This window comes from Candidatus Polarisedimenticolaceae bacterium, assembly GCA_036376135.1.
GTDB lineage: Bacteria > Acidobacteriota > Polarisedimenticolia > Polarisedimenticolales > DASRJG01 > DASVAW01.
In genome coordinates, this window is the sequence record DASVAW010000044.1 from 17349 (window position 1) to 37537 (window position 20189).

General features: G+C 72.0%; 14 protein-coding genes. 3 read left to right on the plus strand and 11 right to left on the minus strand.

Going from position 1 to position 20189, the window contains the following annotated elements; genetic code table 11:
* Positions 1-6 precede the first annotated feature (6 nt).
* Genes VF139_03690 through VF139_03700 form a run of 3 tightly spaced genes read right to left on the minus strand, consistent with a single transcriptional unit; the run spans position 7 to position 3379 of the window.
* Positions 7-867, minus strand: coding sequence for a TRAP transporter TatT component family protein (locus VF139_03690; GenBank protein HEX6850483.1), 861 nt, complete (start codon positions 865-867; stop codon positions 7-9).
* Positions 849-1364: a superoxide dismutase family protein gene (locus VF139_03695; GenBank protein HEX6850484.1), complete on the minus strand. Its 516-nt coding sequence runs from the start codon at positions 1362-1364 to the stop codon at positions 849-851. Before VF139_03695 ends, VF139_03690 begins: the two co-directional genes overlap by 19 nt.
* The gene (locus tag VF139_03700; GenBank protein HEX6850485.1) at positions 1361-3379 is read right to left on the minus strand and encodes a urocanate hydratase; all 2019 of its coding nucleotides are present in this window, start codon (positions 3377-3379) and stop codon (positions 1361-1363) included. Before VF139_03700 ends, VF139_03695 begins: the two co-directional genes overlap by 4 nt.
* Before the next feature lie 107 nt (positions 3380-3486).
* Between VF139_03700 and hemN the strand changes: the two genes are divergently transcribed.
* Positions 3487-4878, plus strand: coding sequence for an oxygen-independent coproporphyrinogen III oxidase (gene hemN, locus VF139_03705; protein ID HEX6850486.1), 1392 nt, complete (start codon positions 3487-3489; stop codon positions 4876-4878).
* Positions 4879-4904: 26 nt separating this feature from the next.
* Here hemN and VF139_03710 read toward each other — a convergent pair whose 3' ends face one another.
* On the minus strand, positions 4905-6146 hold the full coding sequence (locus tag VF139_03710) for an insulinase family protein (protein ID HEX6850487.1): 1242 nt from the start codon (positions 6144-6146) through the stop codon (positions 4905-4907).
* The gene (locus tag VF139_03715) at positions 6146-7471 is read right to left on the minus strand and encodes a pitrilysin family protein (GenBank protein ID HEX6850488.1); all 1326 of its coding nucleotides are present in this window, start codon (positions 7469-7471) and stop codon (positions 6146-6148) included. The genes VF139_03710 and VF139_03715 overlap by 1 nt, the downstream gene beginning before the upstream one ends.
* A 38-nt stretch (positions 7472-7509) precedes the next feature.
* Between VF139_03715 and VF139_03720 the strand changes: the two genes are divergently transcribed.
* Positions 7510-7983: a hypothetical protein gene (locus VF139_03720; GenBank protein ID HEX6850489.1), complete on the plus strand. Its 474-nt coding sequence runs from the start codon at positions 7510-7512 to the stop codon at positions 7981-7983.
* Here the strand turns inward: VF139_03720 and VF139_03725 are convergent.
* From VF139_03725 to VF139_03740, 4 genes are read right to left on the minus strand one after another with little or no spacing between them, the layout of a single operon-like run.
* Positions 7980-9317 carry a TIGR01777 family oxidoreductase gene (locus VF139_03725; GenBank protein ID HEX6850490.1) on the minus strand — a complete coding sequence of 446 codons (1338 nt, stop codon included), beginning with the start codon at positions 9315-9317 and terminating at the stop codon, positions 7980-7982. The genes VF139_03720 and VF139_03725 overlap by 4 nt on opposite strands.
* A gap of 2 nt (positions 9318-9319) precedes the next feature.
* Positions 9320-9919 carry a pyridoxamine 5'-phosphate oxidase family protein gene (locus tag VF139_03730; GenBank protein HEX6850491.1) on the minus strand — a complete coding sequence of 200 codons (600 nt, stop codon included), beginning with the start codon at positions 9917-9919 and terminating at the stop codon, positions 9320-9322.
* A 10-nt stretch (positions 9920-9929) separates the two neighbouring features.
* Positions 9930-10730 carry a M48 family metallopeptidase gene (locus VF139_03735; GenBank protein ID HEX6850492.1) on the minus strand — a complete coding sequence of 267 codons (801 nt, stop codon included), beginning with the start codon at positions 10728-10730 and terminating at the stop codon, positions 9930-9932.
* Between the two features lie 23 nt (positions 10731-10753).
* A complete protein-coding gene (locus tag VF139_03740; protein HEX6850493.1) occupies positions 10754-11851 on the minus strand; it encodes a lipocalin-like domain-containing protein in 1098 nt (365 codons plus the stop codon).
* Between the two features lie 98 nt (positions 11852-11949).
* Between VF139_03740 and VF139_03745 the strand changes: the two genes are divergently transcribed.
* Complete coding sequence (locus tag VF139_03745) at positions 11950-13992, plus strand: sulfatase-like hydrolase/transferase (protein HEX6850494.1); 2043 nt, start codon at positions 11950-11952, stop codon at positions 13990-13992.
* Between the two features lie 951 nt (positions 13993-14943).
* Here VF139_03745 and VF139_03750 read toward each other — a convergent pair.
* Positions 14944-17172 carry a sulfatase-like hydrolase/transferase gene (locus tag VF139_03750; protein HEX6850495.1) on the minus strand — a complete coding sequence of 743 codons (2229 nt, stop codon included), beginning with the start codon at positions 17170-17172 and terminating at the stop codon, positions 14944-14946.
* 50 nt (positions 17173-17222) lie between these two features.
* The gene (locus tag VF139_03755; GenBank protein HEX6850496.1) at positions 17223-20171 is read right to left on the minus strand and encodes a carboxypeptidase regulatory-like domain-containing protein; all 2949 of its coding nucleotides are present in this window, start codon (positions 20169-20171) and stop codon (positions 17223-17225) included.
* Positions 20172-20189 lie beyond the last annotated feature (18 nt).

Genomic DNA, 20189 nt, shown 5'->3' on the forward strand with positions numbered 1-20189 from the left:
ACCTCCTCAGTAGAACAGCGCCTCGGTGCGCGAGAGCAACCAGCGCGCGCGCCGCTGGGCCACCAGGTTGGCCAGGCGCCACTCCGGGCGCCGATCCACGTCGACGGCGAGGGCCTTCGCGAGCAGCGCGTCGAACTCGCTCCGGTTCTGCTCGGGCACGCTCACGCTCTCGGCGAGCCCGACGAAGGCGGAGGCACGGTCGCCCCCCGAAAGCTCCGCGGCACGCGCGTAGGCGGCCCGGGCCCGCGCGCGCGAGCCGCCGGCGGCCTCGGAGCGTCCGGCGTCGAAGGCGGCCCGCAGCTCGAGGAGCGATCCCTCCCCCCAGTCCGGGTCGATCGCCTCCGCGCGGCGCAGCAGCTCCTCGACTTTCCCCTGGTCGGCCACGAGACCGAGATCGTCCTTGCCGTTCGCGATCGCGGCGCCCCACGCGGCCGCGGTCCAGTAGAGCAGCGGCACCGACTCCCGGCCTCCGCCCTCGAGCCCCCGCAGTCCGTACCCCCGCGCGCGCAGGAAGAGCTTCTTCGCGCGGACGCGCTGCGCGCGTGCGGCCTCGAGGTCGACGTCCTCGAGGGCGTCGGCGTCCTGCTGCACGAAGGCGTACGCGTACTGCGTGAACCCGCTCGCGGCGGCGAGCAGGAGCCCCGGGTGATCGGGGACCTCCGCGAGCAGCCCTTCGATCGTCTTCAGCGCGAACGGCACGGCGTCGCGGACGAGCTCGGGGTCGTCGTCGGAGGCGTAGGTCGTGCCCGAGCTCGCGAGCGCGTCGCCGAGCTTGCGGATCGCGAACGTGCGCACCGAGCACCCCGGCGCGACGAGTGTCGCGACCAGCGCCGCGGCGCACGCGACCTTCAGCGGATCACGCCGCATCCGATTCGCGCGCCGGCGGCTCCGGTGGGTTGCGTCGTGAAGTCGTCGACCTTCTCGTGGATCACGACGGACTTCCCGACGACGTTCGTCCCCGGATCGCCGCCGATCGTCCAGAGCGTCGTCTCGAACTCGAGCTCGGCCTCGCCCTGGGCGTTCGCGACGAGGTTGCCGATGTCGCCGTGGTGGAACTTCGACTCGTGCCCCCACTTCCCGTGGGGCGCCCCGGTGGGATTCCAGTGTCCGCCCGCCGTCGCGGCATCGGGGGCGGAGCAGTCTCCCTTCTCGTGGAGGTGGACGGCGTGCGGGCCCGGCGTGAGCCCCGTCACGCGGATCTTCATCTCCACCCCGCCGTCGTCGACCTTGAAATGGGCCTCTCCCTTCACCGCGCTGCCGCTTCGCGCCTCGATCGTCGCCTTGGCGTGCGGCGGCTTCTCCTTCGCGAGCGCCGCGGGCGAGGCGGCGAGCATCGCGGCGCAGAACAGGACGGTCGTTCTCATCGGGAGCCTCCTTCGGCATCGATCGCGCGGCGGACCAGATCCGCGTCCGCGACGTGCGGCAGCGTGACCCTCAGGCGGGATTCGTTCTCCATCGCGCGGCGGATCGCGAAGCCGGCCCCCTCGTGGCGGGCCCAGGCGCGCCGTGCGATTCCGTTGTTCACGTCCCAGTGGAGCATCGCGCGGATCCGGCGGTCGGCGTCGTCGGTGCCGTCGATCACCATGCCGAAGCCGCCGTTGATCGCCTCGCCCCATCCGACCCCGCCGCCGTTGTGCAGGCTCACCCACGTGGCGCCGCGGAAGGCGTCGCCGAGGACGTTGTGGACCGCCATGTCGGCGGTGAGGCTCGAGCCGTCGCGCAGGTGCGAGGTCTCGCGGTAAGGGGAATCGGTCCCCGAGACGTCGTGGTGGTCCCGGCCGAGCACGATCGGCGCCTTCACCCGCCCGTCCCGGATCGCGCGGTTCATCGCGAGGGCGATCCGCGTCCTCCCCTCCGCGTCGGCGTAGAGGATGCGCGCCTGCGAGCCGACGACGAGGCGGTTGCGCTTCGCCTCGCGGATCCAGCGCAGGTTGTCGAGCATCTGCTCCCGGATCTCTCCCGGGGCCTGGGCGGCCATCGCGGCGAGGACGTCGCCCGCGATCGCGTCGGTGGCGTCGAGGTCCGACGCCTCGCCGCTCGTGCATACCCAGCGGTAGGGGCCGAACCCGTAATCGAAGCAGATCGGCCCCATGATGTCCTCGACGTACGAGGGGTAACGGAAGGAGCCGTCCTCGCGCAGGACCGGCGCTCCGGCGCGCGAGGCCTCGAGCAGGAACGCGTTCCCGTAGTCCCAGAAGTACATGCCTCGCGCGGCGAGCACGTCGACCGCCTCGACGTGACGGCGCAGCGACGCGTGCACGCGCTCGCGGAACCCCGCGGGATCGTCCTTCATCATGGCGTTCGACGCCTCGAACGAGAGCCCCGCCGGGTAATACCCGCCCCCGTAGGGGTTGTGCAGCGAGGTCTGGTCGGAGCCGAGCTCGACGGCGACGCCCGCCGCGGCGAGGCGTTCCCACAGGTCCACGACGTTCCCGAGGAATCCGATCGAGGCGGCCTCCTTCGCCCCGCGCGCGCGCTCGACCCGGGCGAGAAGGCGATCGAGGTCGGTCTCGACCTCCGAGACCCACCCCTGCTCGTGGCGCAGCTTCAGCGGCTTCGGGTTCACCTCGGCGACGACCCCGACCGCGCCGGCGATCACCGCCGCCTTCGCCTGCGCGCCGCTCATCCCGCCGAGGCCGGAGGTCACGAAGACGCGCCCGGCGAGTCCCGCCTCGCCGGTGCCGAGGATCTTCCTCCCCGCGTTGAGCAGGGTGATCGTCGTCCCGTGCACGATCCCCTGCGGCCCGATGTACATGAACGACCCGGCGGTCATCTGGCCGTACGAGGTCACCCCGAGCGCGGCGAGGCGCTCGTAGTCGTCCGGGGTCGAGTGGTTCGGGATCACCATCCCGCACGTGACCACGACCCTGGGCGCCTCGGGACTCGAGGGAAACAGGCCGAGCGGATGGCCGGAGTAGAGGACGAGCGTCTGCTCGTCGGTCATCTCCGAGAGGTACTTCATCACGAGCCGGTACTGCGCCCAGTTCTGGAAGACCGTCCCGTTCCCACCGTAGGTCACGAGCTCGTGGGGGTGCTGCGCGACGGCGGGGTCGAGGTTGTTCTGGATCATCAGCATGATCGCCGCCGCCTTCCGCGAGCGCGCGGGGTAGGCGTCGATCGGGTGCGCCTTCATCGGATAGGAGGTCGGCCGGTACCGGTACATGTAGATCCGGCCCCGGTCGGCGAGCTCGCCCGCGAACTCGGGGGCCAGCGCCTCGTGCAGGTGCGGGGGGAAGTAGCGCAGGGCGTTGCGCAGCGCGAGCTCGCGTTCGGCCGCCGTGAGGACCTGGCGGCGGGCGGGGGCGTGATTGACCTCCGGGTCCCAGGCGGGCATCGGAGGGAGCGTGTCCGGAATCCCTTCGGCGATCCGATCCAGCATGGAGGTTCCTCGACGCCGCGTATCGTAGCTTAACGCAAGCTTTCGGTTGATCTTCGTCAACTCCCGGGGCGCGGTTGCTGGTACCTTGAGCCGTCGAGGGCCCCTCGATGAGCCAGACGCCCCGGATCACGCTCGACATCCTCCGGAAATACGACCGCCCCGGACCCCGATACACCTCCTACCCGACCGCGGTCGAGTTCCACGAGGGGTTCGACGCGCCGGCCTACCTCGAGCGCCTCGCCGGGGCGAACCGCCAGAACGCACCCCTTTCCCTGTACGCGCACCTTCCGTTCTGCGAGCACCGGTGCGCCTTCTGCGGCTGCCACGTGGTGATCACGAAGGAGCGGGCGGTCGTCGACAAGTATCTCGAGCGCCTCCACCGCGAGATCGACATGCTCGCGGAGCACCTCCCGGACCGACGCAGGGTCACCCAGCACCACTGGGGCGGCGGCACCCCGACCCACCTCGAGCCCGACCAGATCGAGGCCCTCTACCGGAAGATCACCGGCCACTTCGAGCTCGACCCCACGGGGGAGATCGCGATCGAGGCCGACCCGCGCGTCACCACGCGCGCGCAGATCGACCTTCTCCGCGCGATCGGCTTCAACCGCGTCTCCATGGGCGTGCAGGACTTCGACCCCGAGGTCCAGGTCGCCATCGACCGGAATCAGTCCGAGGCGCAGTCGCGCGAGCTCTACGACTACTGCCGCTCGAAGGACTTCCACTCGATCAACATCGACCTGATCTACGGCCTGCCGAAACAGACGATCGAGCACTTCTCCGACACCATCCGCTCGGTCATCCGGATGCGCCCCGACCGCGTGGCGCTCTACTCCTTCGCGCACATCCCCTGGAAGAGCGCGCAGCAGAAGTGGATCGACCCGAGCGATCTTCCCGCCCCCGAGCTGAAGCTCGCCCTGTTCGTCGCGGCGCGCGACCTTTTCCTCGACGCCGGCTACGCCGAGATCGGCATGGACCACTTCGCGGTCCCCGAGGACGAGCTCGCGACCGCCCGGCGCGACCGCCGCCTCCACCGGAACTTCATGGGGTACACGGTCAAGATGGGCACGGACATGCTGGCGGTCGGCGTCTCCGGGATCGGCGACGTGCAGGGGGCCTTCGCGCAGAATGAGAAGAAGCTCTCGAGCTACTACGCCGCCCTGGACGCCGGGAAGTTCCCGATCGAGCGCGGATACGCTCTCGACGCGGACGACCTCCTCCGTCGCGAGTTCATCACCCGCCTGATGTGCAACCTCTGGGTGGACGTGCGCGAGATCGAACGCGAGTTCGGGATCTCGTTCGCGGAGTATTTCGCCGCCGAGCTCGCGGAGCTCAACCGCCCGGACGGCCCGGTGGAGCACGGCTTCGTCGAGATCGCGCCCGACCACGTCGAGGTCCTGGGCCTCGGGCGCTTCTTCGTCCGGAACATCGCGATGACCTTCGACCGTTACCTGAAATCGAAGCTCGGCGAAAAGCCGATGTTCTCCCGAACGGTGTAGAAAAGGGGTCAGGCCCCTTTTTCTTCTCAATTCGAGGGGACGATCCGCACCAGCCCCCAGTCCTTCGGGTCGTAGAAGCGCCGGACGAAGCGCTGGATCTCTTCCAGAGGGATCGACGCCGCGCGCTGCGCCCTCGCGTCGAAAAACCCCACGGGCAACCCCAGGGTCCGCTCGTTCATCCACGTGGTGAGCACCTGCTCGGGGGACTGCTTCGCGAATGCGCGCCGCCCGAGGAGGTACCCCGCGGCCGCCGCGCGCTCCTCCTCGCTGATCCCCTGCTCGTGAAGCCGCTTCACCACCTCGCGCAGGTGAGCCTCGGTCGCCTCGGCGTTCCCGGCGCGCGTGAAGGTCTTCGCGACGACCCACCCTGCGACGGCTCCGGTCGAGTCTTCCGTCCACGCCCCGTAGGTGTCGCCGCGCTGGTGGCGCAGCGCCACCGACAGCCGCGAGTAGAAATGCCCGCCGAGGACGTGGTCGGCGATCTGGAACGCCGCGTCGTCGGGGTCGGTCCACGCGGGCGCGGCGCGCCCGTAGCCGAAATAGACCTGGGTGAGCTTGCGGACGGGGATGCTCGCCACCTCCGGCCCGGGCGCGCGCATCGGCCGGTATTCGGGATGCATCCCGGAAGGCGCCTCGCCGACGTCCGGCAACCCCAGCCGGCCGAACTGCAGCTCGGCCTCCTCGCGAGAGAGCGCCCCCGCGAAACCGACGATCCGCCCCGGGAGCCTCAGCGCGGCGTCGCGGGCGGCGACGAGGCGCCCGGCGTCGGCCGAGGGCGTCAACGGGTCGTCCCACTCGGCCCGCCGCGGATCGCCGGGCTCGTAGAGCCGCTTCGCGAGCTCGAGGCCGATGCGGAAATCGGTCGTGCGCTCGACGGCCTCGCGCTCGAACCGGAAGGCGCGCCGACGCGTCTTCAACTCCTCCTCGTCGAGGGCGCGATTCGACAACACGTCCCGCAGCAGGGCGACGGCGTCGTCGAGGTCGTCCCGCAGGAACGTCGCGCGCAGGGTCGCGCTCCTCGGACCGACGCCGAGCGAAAGGTCCACCGCCAGCGCGTCGGCGCGGGCGCGCAGCGCCCCCTCGGGGTCGCGGGACTGGCTCGTCCAGGCCGTCTCGAGGTCGCGCTCGCGCGCCCAGGGGAGGTGCGTCCCCGCCGGAACCTGCACGACGAGCGTGACGATCGGGGCGCGCCGGTCCTCGAGGAACGCGACGGTCGTCCCAGGACCGACTCCCCAGGAGGAGACGGCGAGCAGCAGCGGCGCGAGCATCAGCGCACCACCGGGTAGAGCCAGCCGAACAGGCGGACCCACAACGGCACGCGCTCGGGCCTCGCGTAGAGACGGATCGGCTCCTTCCCGCCCACGTACCTCCGGAACGCCGCCGCGACGTCCTCGCGCGTGACGGCGGCGAGGCGGGCGTCCTCGTCCAGGGCGAGGGCGGCGTCGCCGAGCCACCAGCGCGCGCGCCCGATCGCATCGGCCCGCTCGTCGACGAAGTAGGAACGGCGCAGCCGGTCGCGGCGAAGCGAGCGCTTCGCGGCGTCCACCGATGCGTCGGTCAGCCAGTCGAGCGAGGCGAGCGTCGCTCGGGCGCGGTCGAGATCGCGGAACGCGGTCTTCTCCCGGCGGTACGGGAGGTTCGCCCCGTAGAAGACGACCGCGCCCCCGCGCCTCAGGCGGAGGGACTCCGTGCCCCCTTCCAACGCCCGCTTTCCGTCGACCACGAGCGTCTCGCGGAACCGGTCGACGGCCCCCCCGTCGAGCAGCTGCAGCATCACGTCGATCGCCGGCCCGTCGGGGCTCCCCGCCGGGGGCAACACGAACCCCGCGATCGCGACCTCGACCGGGGGGATGTCCTCCTTCACCGCGACCTTCGCGGGGAACGTCCATCCGTCGAGCGCAGGGACCTCCGGGACGGGAACGGCCCCCGCCGGGATCGTTCCGAACCTCGCCTTCACCTCGGCGAGCGTCGCTTCCGGATCCACCGGGCCGACGATCACCAGGTGCGCGCGGTCGGCGCGGTAGTGACGGTCGCGGAACTCCCGCGCGCGCTCGACCGTCGCCGCGGCGACCTCGTCCTTGTTCCCGCTGGCGTCGTAGGCGTACGGGTGGCCGCCGAGCAGCTGCCGCTGCGCCGCGACGAACGCCCGGGCGAGGGGGTCGTTCTCCGTGCGCATCCGCAGCTCCTCGAGCACGATCCGCTTCTCGTTCTCGAGGTTGGCCGGGGTCACGTCGAGCGAGCGGAACCGGTCGGCCTCCATTTCGAGCACCGCGTCGAACGCTCCGGGGGCGATCGTCGAAACGTAGACCGTCTCGTCCGGAGTCGTCATCGCGTTCTGGTACCCGCCGTGGCGGTGATGGAGCGCCGCGTAGTCCTCCCGGGGATGCGCCGCCGTCCCGCCGAACATCAGGTGCTCGAACAGGTGCGCGAGCCCGCGCTCCCCCTCGCGCTCGTCGGCGGCTCCGGCGTGGATCCACACCTGGGTGGCGACGACGGGAGCCTCGGGGTCGCGGAGGATCGACACCTCGAGGCCGTTCTCCAGGCGCGCCTGCACGAGGGCGGCGGCGAGCAGGCATCCGGCGGGGAACCCCATGGGCGCAAGGCTACCAGAGCGGTATTCTCGTGTCGGGCATGGTCACGACCTATCGCTGCTCCACCGAGGGGATCCTCGCCTCGCGCCGTTTCGCGTGCGGCGTCGGAGGTCTGCTCGGCGGGACCGTCGCCCTCGCGTGGGGGGAGATCGCGACCTCGCCCGCGTCGATGGGGGCGGGAGCGCTGCTCCTGCTGGCGGGGGGCGTCTCGCTGTGGCTCGCGATCGCCACCCGCTACGTGATCTCCCCGTTCGACCTCGTCGTGCGGTTCGGCCCGCTGAAGCGCCGCATCCCCCTCGAGTGCATCGAGGGGGCGATTCCCGCCCGGCGCCGCGTCGTCGGTCCCCGAGGCGAGATCGAGGTCCTCTCGGTCGCCTACCGGCTCGCGGGCCGCCCGCGGATGGCCCACCTCGTCCCCGAGGAGCGCGACCGGTTTCTCCGGGAGCTCGCGGCGAAGGCGCCGTTCCTCGAGCTGCGGGGCGAGTCGCTCGTGCGCGTGCCGACCCTCGGCTAGCGCCCCAGCTCGAATCGCAGCGCCGCGTCCAGCTCCGGATGGCGAAACGCGAACCCCGCCCGCTCGAGCGCGCGGGGCACGACGAACGCCCCTCCCAGCAGCATCGCCTCCCCCATCTCCCCGAAGGCCAGCTGCACGACGGCGGCGGGGAGCGGGAGGAACGAAGGGCGCCGCACCACGCGGCCGAGCGCGTGCGCGAAGTCCCGCTGCGAGACCGGATTCGGGGCGGTGACGTTGACCGGTCCCGACAGCGTCTCGTTCATCAGGACGAAGTGGATCGCCCCGACCACGTCGTCGAGCGCGATCCAGGAGAACCCCTGGCGTCCGGACCCGATCGGCCCTCCGCCGCCGAGGAGGAACGGCGTCAGCATCTTCTGCAGCGCCCCGCCGGAGGGCGACAACACGACGCCGAAGCGCGCGAGCACGGTCCTTATCCCGCGCCCTGGCGCGGGCGCGGCCGCATCCTCCCAGGCCGTCGTCGTTTCGGCGAGGAACCCCGCCCCCCGGGGGGCGCTCTCGTCGATCTCCCGGGACGCGCTGTCGCCGTAGAACCCGATCGCGGACGCCGACACGAAGACGCGAGGCGGGGTCGAAAGCGACGCCGCCGCGCGTGCGAGCCGCCCGGTCCCCTCGACGCGGCTTCCGACGATGCGGCGTTTGTGCTCCTCGGTCCAGCGGCCGCCCGCGATGTTCTCCCCGGCGAGGTGCACGACCGCGTCGACACCGTCGAGCGGGGCGAGGTCGAAGTCGACGCCGCCGCCGGGGCGGCGCGTCAGCCGCCGCACCTCGTGCCCTCCGCTCTCGAGGAAGGCGCACAACGCGGACCCGACGAGCCCCGACGCGCCGCTCACCGCGACCCGCAGGCGCGGGCGGTCGGCGTACGCCGCGTGGCGCTCGAGATCGGCGAGGGTCACGGCGTGGCGGCGCGCGAACAGGCGCTCGAGCTGCGAGGCCGCGAAGCCGGCCCCGATCGGTCCGGTCGGAAGGCGCCACGTGACGCGATCGACGAGCGTCGAGGCCGAAGGGCCGTCGTCCTCGAAGCGGTGCTCGTGTTCCCAGAAGGCGAAGGGCCCTTCGCGCTGGACGTCGACGAAACGGCGCGGGGGCTCGCAGACGGTGTGCTCGGCGACCCAGCGCGTGCGGATCGGGCCGACGGGCGTCTCGATCACGAGCCGGCTCCCGGCCGCGAGCCCCCGTCCGCGGCGCTCGAGGACGCGAACCCGCCTCCACGGCGGCGTCAGGCGCTCGAACGCCCCGGGCCGGGCGTGCCAGGCGAAGACCTGCTCGGCGGAGACGGGCAGGCGCAGCCGGCGTTCGAAGACGCGGTCGGCCATGGCTACGGGACGACCCAGGTCGCCGTCCATTCCCCCGCGTCGTCCCAGCGGAACTTCGCCCGCCGGTGGCCGCGCGCGTCGAGGTAAAGCCAGTCGAACGCGTGCACCGTGCAGCGCAGCACCGCGAAGTTCGCGCGTCCGGCCTCGGCTTCCTTGAGGTCGGGATCGTCGGCCGAGAGCTCGGGAGGAAGCCCCGAGCCGGGCGCGTCGAGGGGCGTCCCGGGCGCCAGCGACGCGTAGCCGCGGCGGCTCCAAACCATCGACGCCGCCCACTGCCGCTGCGCGAGATCGTCGGTCGCGCGAATCTCCGCGATCCCCGAGGCCCGGACCTGCACCTTGCGTCGCGCGTCGTAGAAGACCCAGGTCACGCGAGGCTCGGCCTCGATCTCCGCGATCTTGGACGCGCGGCGGTCGGAGTGCGCGAGCAGGACCCGCTCCGCGCGGAAGACCTTGCGGAGGATGACCGTCCGCACCGACGGCCCCGACGTCCCTGCGGTCGCGAGCGCGGGGCAGTGGAAGGGCTCGCGACGGTCCGAAGCGCCGCGCTCGAGGAGCGTCCAGATCGACTCGACGATCTCTTCGAAGCTCTCCGGGCGACTCATCCCCGTAACCCTAGTCCTGCGGCCGGTACGACTTCAAGGCCTCCGGCACAAGTTCCTGGAGCCTTCGGATCCTCGTGTCGTCGGAGGGGTGGGTGCTGAGGAACTCGGGGGGAGCGCCGCCTTGCTTCGCGGCCGCCATCCGTCGCCAGAAGTCGGGGGCCTGCCGCGGGTCGTACCCGGCCATCGCCATGAAGATCAGGCCCAGGCGATCCGCCTCGGACTCCTGCACGCGGCTGAAGGGGAGCAGGGCGCCCACCTGCGCCCCGACGCCGTACGCCTGCCGCCACAACGCGCGCGTCTCCCCGGGCTTCTCCTGCAGCGCCACGTCGAGGGCCACGCCGCCGAGCTCCGCGAGCATCTGCTGGCTCATCCGCTCCGAGCCGTGCTCGGCGATCGCGTGCGCGATCTCGTGCCCCATGACGACGGCGAGCCCCGTGTCGTCCTGGGCGACCGGCAGCAGCCCCGAGTAGACGACGACGCGCCCGCCGGGCATGCACCATGCGTTGACCTGCTTGTTGTCGACGAGGTTGAATTGCCACTGGTAACCGGCGAGTCGCGAAGCGAGCTTCGCCTCGGTCATGTAGCTCTCGACGGCGCGTCGGATCCGCTCGCCGACGCGGCGCACGCGCTCGCTCGACGCCGCGTCCTTGCTCGGCGGGTTCTCCTCGAGGAACCGGCCGTACTCCTGCGCGGCGAGCGCGGTCATCTCCGAGCTCGACACGAGGTTGACCTGACGGCGGCCGGTGATGGGCACCGTCGAGCATGCCGCGAACAGGACGAGGACGACCAGGGACCCGAGGATGCGGCGCATCGCGACCTCCGCAGGAAATTATGTCAGACGGGCGGCCGGCTCCCCTTCCCGTACCCGGTCAGCTCCACGTACCCCGAGCCCACCCGCTCCCCCTCGGCATCGCGGATCTCGACGGCCCCCTCCCAGTAGAAGACCCCGCCGGACGCCAAGCCCGCGTTCTCCTGCTCGCGGAGGAGCGGCACGACCGCGAGGCGCAGCCCTTCCGAGGGAAGCTCGACGATCCATCCCGAGGGGTAGGTCGCCCCGGTCGCGGGACTGGTCCACGAGCCGGTCGCCCGGACCGACCAGGCCGACGGGTCGAGGCCGCGCGGCGTGCCGTCCGCCGCGATCACGGTGCCGTTGCGGAAGTCGGCGGTCCCGTCGGCCCGGCGCAGGGCGTAGAGCATCACGTCGCGGCCGTCGGCGAGCTTCAGGCTGAACCAATCCCACCCGACCTGTTCCTTCGAGAGCTGGGAGGACCCGAACTCCTTGTCCATCCAGCTCGAGCCGCGCACCTTCCAGCTTCGGCCTCCGACGGTGAGCGTCCCCTCGGTCCTCAGGCGCGTGAAGGAGTAGTACTGGCTCGCGGCGGTGGGCCCCTCCCCCTTGCGGCTGAAGCCGTTGGGCCCCTGCAGCACGAGCGGCTTCTCCGGCCGCGTCGTGAGGTCGAAGGCGATCCCTTTCGCGTCGTCGCGCATCGAGGCGTCGAACCCCGCGCCGTTCCAGCGCAGCTCCCACTTCCCGTCGGTGCCGGCGGGAGCGACGATCCAACCGATCGGGTTCTCGGGAAACGGCCGGAAGCCGCCGAGCAGCGGCATCGCGCGGTGGAGGACGTCGCTGAAGACGTGGCGACTCCCCGCGACGTCGGTGACCGACGCGTGCCCCATCGCGAGATTCGCCGCCGACCAGGCCGAATCGAGCGACGGCCGCTCCGGCGCGACGCCGATCCGGAAGAGGGTGAACTGGTAGCCGAACGTCCGGCCCGGATCGTCGACCGCCTCGAGCTCCCCGGTCAGATACCACCACTCGGTCCGATAACCGTCGTGCGCCCAGTGGTCGCGGGGGAACGACCATGCGAAATCGGGGACGGCGGCCTTCCAGGCCGCCAGGGTCAGGACGAGAGCGAGCGGAGCGACGAGCACGCGCTCACTGTAGAGACCGCGAGCCGGCGGCGCGAGCGGTCCGCCCGGCTGCACGCGGGGCCCGCGGCGGGGCCGATCGACGCACGATGTCCCGGTCGATGCGGCGCGGAATGGGCACCTGGTTCCCGATATTGGCGCTCGCCGGCGCGAGCGCCCCCTCCTGCCCTGCCCCACGCCGCATCGACGCCCCCATCGTGATCGTGTCCATCGACACCTTGCGGGCCGATCACCTCGCCGCGTGGGGAGGCCGGGGGGTCGCGACCCCCGCGCTCGACCTCCTGCGTCGCGAGTCGATCCTCTTCGAGCGCGCGTACACCCACGCCCCGCTGACGCTGCCCTCGCACGCGTCGCTGTTCACCGGGCTCCTCCCCGCCGATCACGGCGTGCGCGACAACGTCGGCTACGCGCTCGACGCGGCGAGGGCGCCCACCCTCGCCGCCGCGCTGCGGGCGCGGGGGTACGCGACGGCCGGCTTCGTCTCCTCGTTCGTGCTCCGGCGCAAGACCGGGATCGGCGACGGATTCGACGTCTGGGACGACGCGATCGACCCCTCCGCCTCGCGCCTGGCCGAGGCGAGCCGCGACGGCGCCGAGACGGTGCGACGCGCCCTGACGTGGCTGCGCCGGCGCGACGGGAGGCCGTTCCTGCTCTTCGTGCACCTCTACGAGCCGCATGCGCCGTACGCCCCTCCGGAGCCGTTCCGCACCCGCTACGCCGGGCGGCCGTACGACGGCGAGATCGCCTACGCCGATGCGCTCGTCGGCCGGCTGTTCGACGCCCTGCGCGAGGACGGGACCTGGGACCGCGCGACGATCGTCCTCCTCTCCGATCACGGCGAGGGCCTCGGCGAACACGGCGAGGAGGAGCACGGCGTCTTCCTCTACCGGTCGACCCTTCACGTCCCGCTGATGGTGAAGCTCCCCGGCGGCGAGCGCGCCGGAACGACCCTGGCGCGACCCTGCGGGCTCGCCGAGGTCGCGCCGGCCCTCCTCGGTCGCGGCGACCTGCTCGATCCGTCGTCGCGGGGGCGCACGATCGTTTCGGAGACGGCCTACCCGCGACTGCACTTCGGCTGGAGCGACCTCACGAGCGCGATCGAAGGAGACCTGCAGGCGATCGCGGCTCCGGAGCCCGAGGTGTACGACCTCACGCGCGATCCCCGGCAGGAACACAACCTCGCCCCCGGATTCGGCGCCGAGCTGCTCGCGGCGGCCCACCGCGCCCGCTCCCTCCCCGAGCGACCGGAACCCGTCGACGGCGAGACGCTCGCCAAGCTCGCCTCCCTCGGTTACCTCGGCGGCGTCGCCGCCGCGGGCCCCGACGACGCGGACCTTCCGGACCCCAAACACCGGATCGGCGACCTCGCCGGCCTCCGGCGCGGGTGGAGCGCCCTCGCCGAGGGGCGGCCGGCGGAGGTGGTCGCGGACCTTCCCCCGCTGCTCGCGCGGAACCCGCGCCTGCTCGACGGCTGGGAGCTACTGGCACGCGCCCTCGACGCCGTGGGAGACGTGGAGGCGGCCCGCCGTGCGTGGGACCGGGCGGTCGAGATCTCCGGCGGCGCGCCGCCGATCACCCTCGGCGCCGCGGCGGCGAACCTCCGGCAGGGGCGGATCCCCGAAGCCCGCGCCCTCGGGGAGGTCGCGCTCGCCGCCGGGATCCCCGGCTCGCGCGAGGTCCTGGCAAGGGCGGCGATCCTCGAGCGACGGGGGGACGAGGCGGAGGCGCTCGCGCGCGCCGCGATCGCCGACGACGGCTCGCGCATCGCGCCGCGCATCGTCCTCGCCGAAGCCCTCCTCGCCCAGGGGAAGTTCGCGGAGGCGCTCGCGGAGACCGACCGCCTCCTCGAGGTCTACCGGGCCCTCGCGACCCCGGATCCCGCCGCGCTTCGCGGAGCCGCCCTCGTGCGCGGCCGCGCCTTCGCCTCGCTCGGCGACGCCGACCGCGCGACCGCGGCGCTCGAGCAGGAGATCGAGCTCTTCCCCGACCAGGTCGCCGCCTACGCGCACCTCGCCGTCGTCCGCCGCCTCGCGGGCGACGCCGCGGGGGCCGGCGACGTCGTCCGGCGCCTGCGCTCGGCGCCGTCCGTCCGCGCCGCGCAGGAAGCCGATCGCCTCTCGGCGATGTTCCGGAGGCCGTCATGAACATCCGCGCGCTCGCGCTAGCCCTCGCGCTCCTGTCCGTGTCGTCCGCCGCAGCCGACGGAGGTCGCGCCACCGGCACCGTGAAGGACCTCGCGGGGCGACCCGCCGACGGCCTCGAGTTGCACCTCGTCGCGGAGGACGGCACGCCGGCGAGCGTCCCCCCCGTCCGCGTCACGAAGGGGCGGTTCGTCATCCCGGCCTTCCCGCCGGGCTCGTTCCGGCTCGTCGTCGTGGACGGCACCGTCGCCGTGCGACGCTTCGAGATCGCGATCCGCGGGTCGGACGGCGCGAGGCTCGGGGCGACCGCCGTGGACGTGCCGCCGGGAGCCGCGCCCCCCGCATTCGCCGTGGGCGGCACGCAACGCGCGGAGATCGTCTTGACGATCGGTCCCGCGGGCGGCCCCTCTCCGTCCGACATCCGCGCGGCGCGACAGACCTCGGCGAAGCTCGAGCGGCTCAACGCGCTCCTCTCGGAGGGTGCGTTCGAGGAGCTCCTGCGCGCCTGCGACGACACGCTCGCCGCCGATCCGACGCTCGCGGGCGCGGTGTACCTGCGGGCGGTGGCGTTGTGGAAGACGGGGCGCCTGCCGGAGGCCGCGGAGGCGATCCGGCGCGCGCTGCAGGCCGATCCGGAGCAATCGGGGATCGACGCCGTCGCCGCCGCGATCCTGCTCGACGCCGCCGCCGCGACGCCCGCGTCCGCCCCCGCGCTCGTCGCCGAAGCCGCGGCGCGGCTGGCCTCGCGCGACCCCTCCGACCGGGCCCGGCGCGCGGCGACGCGGCGGGGCGCCGAGATCCTCCTCGACGCCGGCCGCGCGGACGAGGCGCTCGACGTCCTGCTGGGGGATCCCGCACCCGACGCCGAGACGGCGCTCGCCGCCTACAACGCCGCGGTCCCCCTCTACAACGCCGGGAAGATGGAGCGCGTGCGCGACGCCATGCGACGGATCGTCACCGCGGTCCCCGATTCCGCCCCGCCCCATCGCCTGCTCGGGCGCGCGCTGCTCGCCCTGGGAGAGATCGACGCGGCGGCCCGGGAGATCGAGACCTTCCTTCGCCTCGCCCCGGACGACCCGGAGGCCGGGAACGAACGCGCGATCCTCGAGGGGATCCGCTGACCCCTGCGCTGCGCCGCGCGCGCGCCAGCAACGCCTGCGCCCGGGGGTCGTCCGGAGAAGTCGCGACCAGGCGCTCGAAGGTGCGGATCCCTTCGAGACCCCGGCCCGCCTGCATGTGCAGGATCCCGAGGTTGGTGAGCGCCTCCACGTTGTCGGGGAACGAGGCGAGCTCCGCTTCGTATTCCCGGCGCGCCCCCTCGCGATCGCCCCGCGCGTCGGCAAGGAGGGCGAGGTTGAAGTGCGCGCTGCGCTGCCGCGGCTGGACGGCGAGCGCGCGCCGGATCTGCGCCTCGGCTTCCGGGAGGCGACCCGCCGCGAGCAGCACCCTGGCGATCTCGTACGCGGTTCCCGTGGCGTCGGGTCGCTCGCGTTCCAGGCGTCGGAGGCGCTCGATCGCCGCGTCGAACCGACCGACGGCGACGAGGGACTCCACCGCGGCGTGGTAGGCGGCGACGTAGCGGGGATTCGCCGCGAGGACGGAGTCGGCGAGGTCGACGGCGACGGCGTGTTCCCCCTTCGCCGCGTGCGCCCGGGCGAGCCCCATCCGCGCCTGCACGGCGTCGGGATTCGCCTCGAGGACCCGTCGCAAGGCACGGACGGCGTCGTCGGGACGGCCGAGCCGCGTGTAGATCGTTCCCAGGAACTGCCAGCCGTCGACGTAGTTCGGCTCCACCTCGAGGGCTCGCTCCACGACCGCGGCCGCGTCGCCGTACCTCCCCGAACGCATCGCCTGGGACGTCGCGCGGGCCGCGCGGACCAGCAGGTCGAGCTCCTCACCCTTGTCCTTGGGATCGGGAAGCTCCGACCCCGCCGTCTTCGCGACGCCCCCCACGTACCCCAGGGCCTGCAGGCGCGCGAGCGCCTCCGGGTCGATCGCCTGCGGCGCCGGGGTCGAGGCGGAGGCCATCCCCCGCAACGTCGCGCGCATCTCGGCGACGCGCTCGGGGTGGACGTCGGCGACGTTGCGGGTCTCGCCGGGATCGCGCTCGAGGTCGTAGAGCTCCACCGTCGGAAGGTCGACGAGCTTGAAGCGCCCCTCGCGCAGCGCCGTCACCTCCCGCCACCCGTAGTGGAACCGGACGTAGAACGACTCCGCGTAGGCCGTGCGTTCGGCCGGACGGAGCAGGCTCGCGCCGCGCACCGCCGCGGGGGGCTGGATCGCGAGGACGTCGAGGATCGTGGGCATCACGTCGAGGTCCCGGGCCACGTCGTCCACCACTCCCCGGCGGGACGCCCCCGGCAGGCGCACGACGAGCGGGACGTGGAGGGTCGAGTCGTAGGCGTAGATGCCGTGGTCGGGCTCGCCGTGCTCGCCGAGTCCCTCGCCGTGATCGGCGGTCACGACGATCACGGTGTTCTCGTAGAGGCCGAGCTCGCGCAGCCGGTCGAGCACGCGGCCCAGCTGCGCGTCGGCGTAGGCGATCTCGCCGTCGTACGGGGCCGACGCGAAGGCGGTCGCGAGCTCCCCCTTCGGCTCGTACGGCCAGTGCGGGTCGTAGAAGTGGAGCCACGCGAAGAAGGGCCGGGCCCGGTTCGCCTCGAGCCAGGCGATCGCCCGGTCGGCGACCTCGGCGCCGTCGCGCTGCTGGTGGAGGTCGGCGGCGGCGACCGGGTCGTCCGGGCCGAACGCGTCGTCGTAATGGTCGAACCCCTGCGCGATCCCCCAGTGATGGTTGAGGACGAAGGCACCGACGAACGCCGCGGTCGCGCGGCCGCTCGCGCGCAGGATCTCCGCGAGCGTCTCGTGCCCGTCCGCGAGGAAGAACCCCCCGTTGTCGCGCACGCCGTGCACCGGCGGGGGGGTTCCGGTCATCAGCGCCGCGTGCGCGGGGAGGGTCAGCGGGACCGACGAATAGGCGCGGGAGAAGCGGAGCCCCTCGCGCGCGAGCCCGTCGAGGGTCGGGGTGCGCGCGGTGGCGTGCCCCCAGGCGCCGATCCGGTCGGCGCGCGTGGTGTCGAGGGTCACCAGGAGGACGTTCGCGTCCGGGCGGCGGAGCTCGCGCTCCCCGCCGCAGGCCGCGACGGCCAGGGCGACGACGAGTACCGACGAACGGATCCGCATCCCGCCCCCGAGCAGGGCCCCGGAGGGAAGTCCCCCCCGGGGCCCGTCGATCAGAAGTTCAGACTCGCGCCCACACGGATGATCCTCGGGCTGAGGGTCTCCGTGATCGCGTTGGTGTTCCCCGCCGAGTTCACGCGCGGCTTCTGCGAGAGCACCGTGTTGCGGTCGAAGACGTTGAACATGTCCGCCCGCAGCTCCAGCACGCCCCCTTTCTGGAGCTTCACGTTCTTCGCGAAGCCGAGGTCGAACGTCCAGAGGGTGTCGTACCTCGCGTCCCCGATCTCGCCGATCTGGACGTCCTTCCCGCTCGCGCGATGCATGTACGGGATGCCGTACCCCTGGCGAACGTAGAGGTTCCCGGAGAGCGTCATGTCCCGCGGAAGCTGGTAGAGGCCGTTGACGTTCGCCTGCCAGCGGCTCGTGCCGAGCCAGACGCCGTCCTTGGTCCCCGAGCCGACCGACGGGATCGAGACCTCTCCGCCGGGCTCGGTGGTGCCGCCCTGGAAGTTGGTCGGGTCGGAGATCCCCTGGGTCCCGCTGAACTCCTGGGTCCAGTCGTTCACCGCCACGTATCCGCGCAGCATCCACCGGTTCGACAGCCGTTTGGTGGCGGTGATCTCGAGCCCCTTGTAACGCTGCTCGTACCCGGGGCGGTTGGTCAGGAAGCTGGGGCTTCCGTCGTTGGTGAGAAGCTCCCCCGCCGGGCTGAGGGTGCAGAACGGCTCGCTGTAGGGGGTCCCGTCCGGGAAGGTTCCCGACACGGTGGCGGAACAGTCGTAGAAGCTCGCGTCGATCGGCCGAAGCTCCCCGGTCGCCTCGAAGTGGGGGACGTCGTAGAGCGGTCCCGCGGCCGCGACCGGCCTGCCGTCGAGGTTCCCTTCGATCCACCGGTCCCGGTCCCGGTTCCTCCAGAGGATGTTCGCCGCGATCGTGAAGTCGCGCGCGAGCTCGACCTCGGCGCCGAAGATGAACTCGCGGACGCGCGGCGCCTCGTAGTCGGGGTCGATCCTGTCCGCGAACAACGTCGGGTCGCACGCCACCACCGAGCCGCCGAGCGCATCGGCGCAATCGGTCGAGAACTCCCCGGGATCGACCTTGCGGTTGTCGTTCGCGTCGGCGAACGCGTGCACGAGGTACGCGTACGAGGCCGCGGGGTTGTCGTAGTTGATGTCGCTCACGTAGAGCTGGTCGACGTACTGGGCGTAGTTGGCCCGGAGGAGCAGGCGCTTGCGGGTGTCGAAGGTGTAGGTCGCGCCGACCCTCGGGCTCACGTCCTTCCACGTGAAGACCTCGCTCCCGCCCGCGTAGGAGACGCCCGGAAGGCACGTCGGGCACAGCCCCACCGCCGCGACGTCGGCGGGGGTGTTCTTCCCCTGCTGCTCGGTGTACGAGAGGCCGGCGGTGACCGCCCAGTTCCCCTTCGTCACGGTGTCGCCGACCCACGCGTTGACGTGTTCCATGTCCACGGCGTAGTCCCGCTCGCGGTAGAGATAGACGTAGCTGGCGGAGTAGACGAAGTTGTCGAGATTGCTCCACTTCGAGAGCGACTCGACCGTCGTCTTCTTGTAGCGGTAGCCGTACTTGACCTCGTGCTCCCATCCCGCCGTGTCGAAGAAGTTCGACCCGCGGACGACGAACTGGTCCTGGGGGCGCACGGTGTCGTAGAGCAGGTAGGACCCGCTCCACACGTTGTTCTCGTCGTTGAAGATCTGCGCGTCGAGTCCCCCCTTCGGCGTCAGGCTGAACTTGCCGTCGACGTGCCCCGCCTGGAGGGACAGGTCCCAGTTCGGGTTGATCAGCGCGCTCGCGTAGGCGGTGTAGATCGGTGTGGGCCCCTTCTGGATCCACGTGGTCTCCGCGGGGCGCGTCACCGCGGCGCCGCGGCCGTCCTTGGCCTTGTTGCCGTTCGAGTAGAACAGCTTCCAGTTCCACCGCGCGCCGACCTGCCCGTGGATCTTCGCGGTCGTGTTCTTCAACTTCGTCTTGTCCGAGACGTTGGCGACCTGGTTGTCGATGTCGTTCTGCCCGAACCCGACCCAGTACCAGATCTTGTCCTTCAGGATCGGCCCGCCGAACGAGACGTTCTTCTCGAAGACCTCGTTCACCTGGTTGTTCGGCGGCAGGTTGTTCCCCGGGAAGAAGGTCTCCGGGTCGGGGGGCGTGACCACGACCCCCTCGGGTTGCGTGATCGTCTTCACGTCGGACTGCAGTCCCTTCGAGGTGTACCAGAGCCTCAGGTTCCCGGAGAACTCGTTCGTCCCCTGCTTCGTCGTGAAGTTGAGGCGGGCCCCGCCGTTGGCCTGGTCGACGTCGGCCCCGCCCGTCACGAACCCGATCTCCTCGAAGGTGTTGAAGTCGAAGTAGGTCGGCGACGAGCCGACGGCGCCGAGGTCGGTGAATTCGACCCCGTCCATGACCCACGTCGTGTTCGTGCCGTCGTCGCCGTTGCCGACGAAGTTGGATTGCTGTCCGGCCTCGTTCCCGGCCACGTTCACGCGGTCGGTCGTCACGCCGGGGACGGTCGAGAGGACCGCCCACGGATCGCGCGAGGTCGGGATCTGGCTCACCTCGTCTTGGGTGAGCACGGTCGCGGTGCCCATGCGCCGCTGGTCGAGCAGCGGGGACTCGGCGGTGACGGTGACGGTCTGGCTCAACTGCGACTCCGGCGTGAGCCGCACCTGCAGGGACGCGCTCTGGAAGGTGGCGACGTCGACCTGCTCGACCGTCACCTTCGCGAACCCCTTGGCCGAGGCCGTGAGCCGGTAGGCCCCCGGCTCGAGTCGCACGAATCGGGCCTTCCCGTCCGCACCGGTCGTCGAGGCGCGCGAGAAATCGCCCCCCGCGAGCGTCAGCTCCGCCCCCGCCACCGGCTTCCCCGCGTCGTCCTTCACCTCGACGAACAGGTTGCCGCGGTACTCCTGCGCGGCGACGGGTGCCGCCGCGAGAAGGACCGCCGCCGCGGCGAATCGCCATCGGTTCCATCGTCGTATCCGGTTCATGCTTCCTCCTTGCTCGAC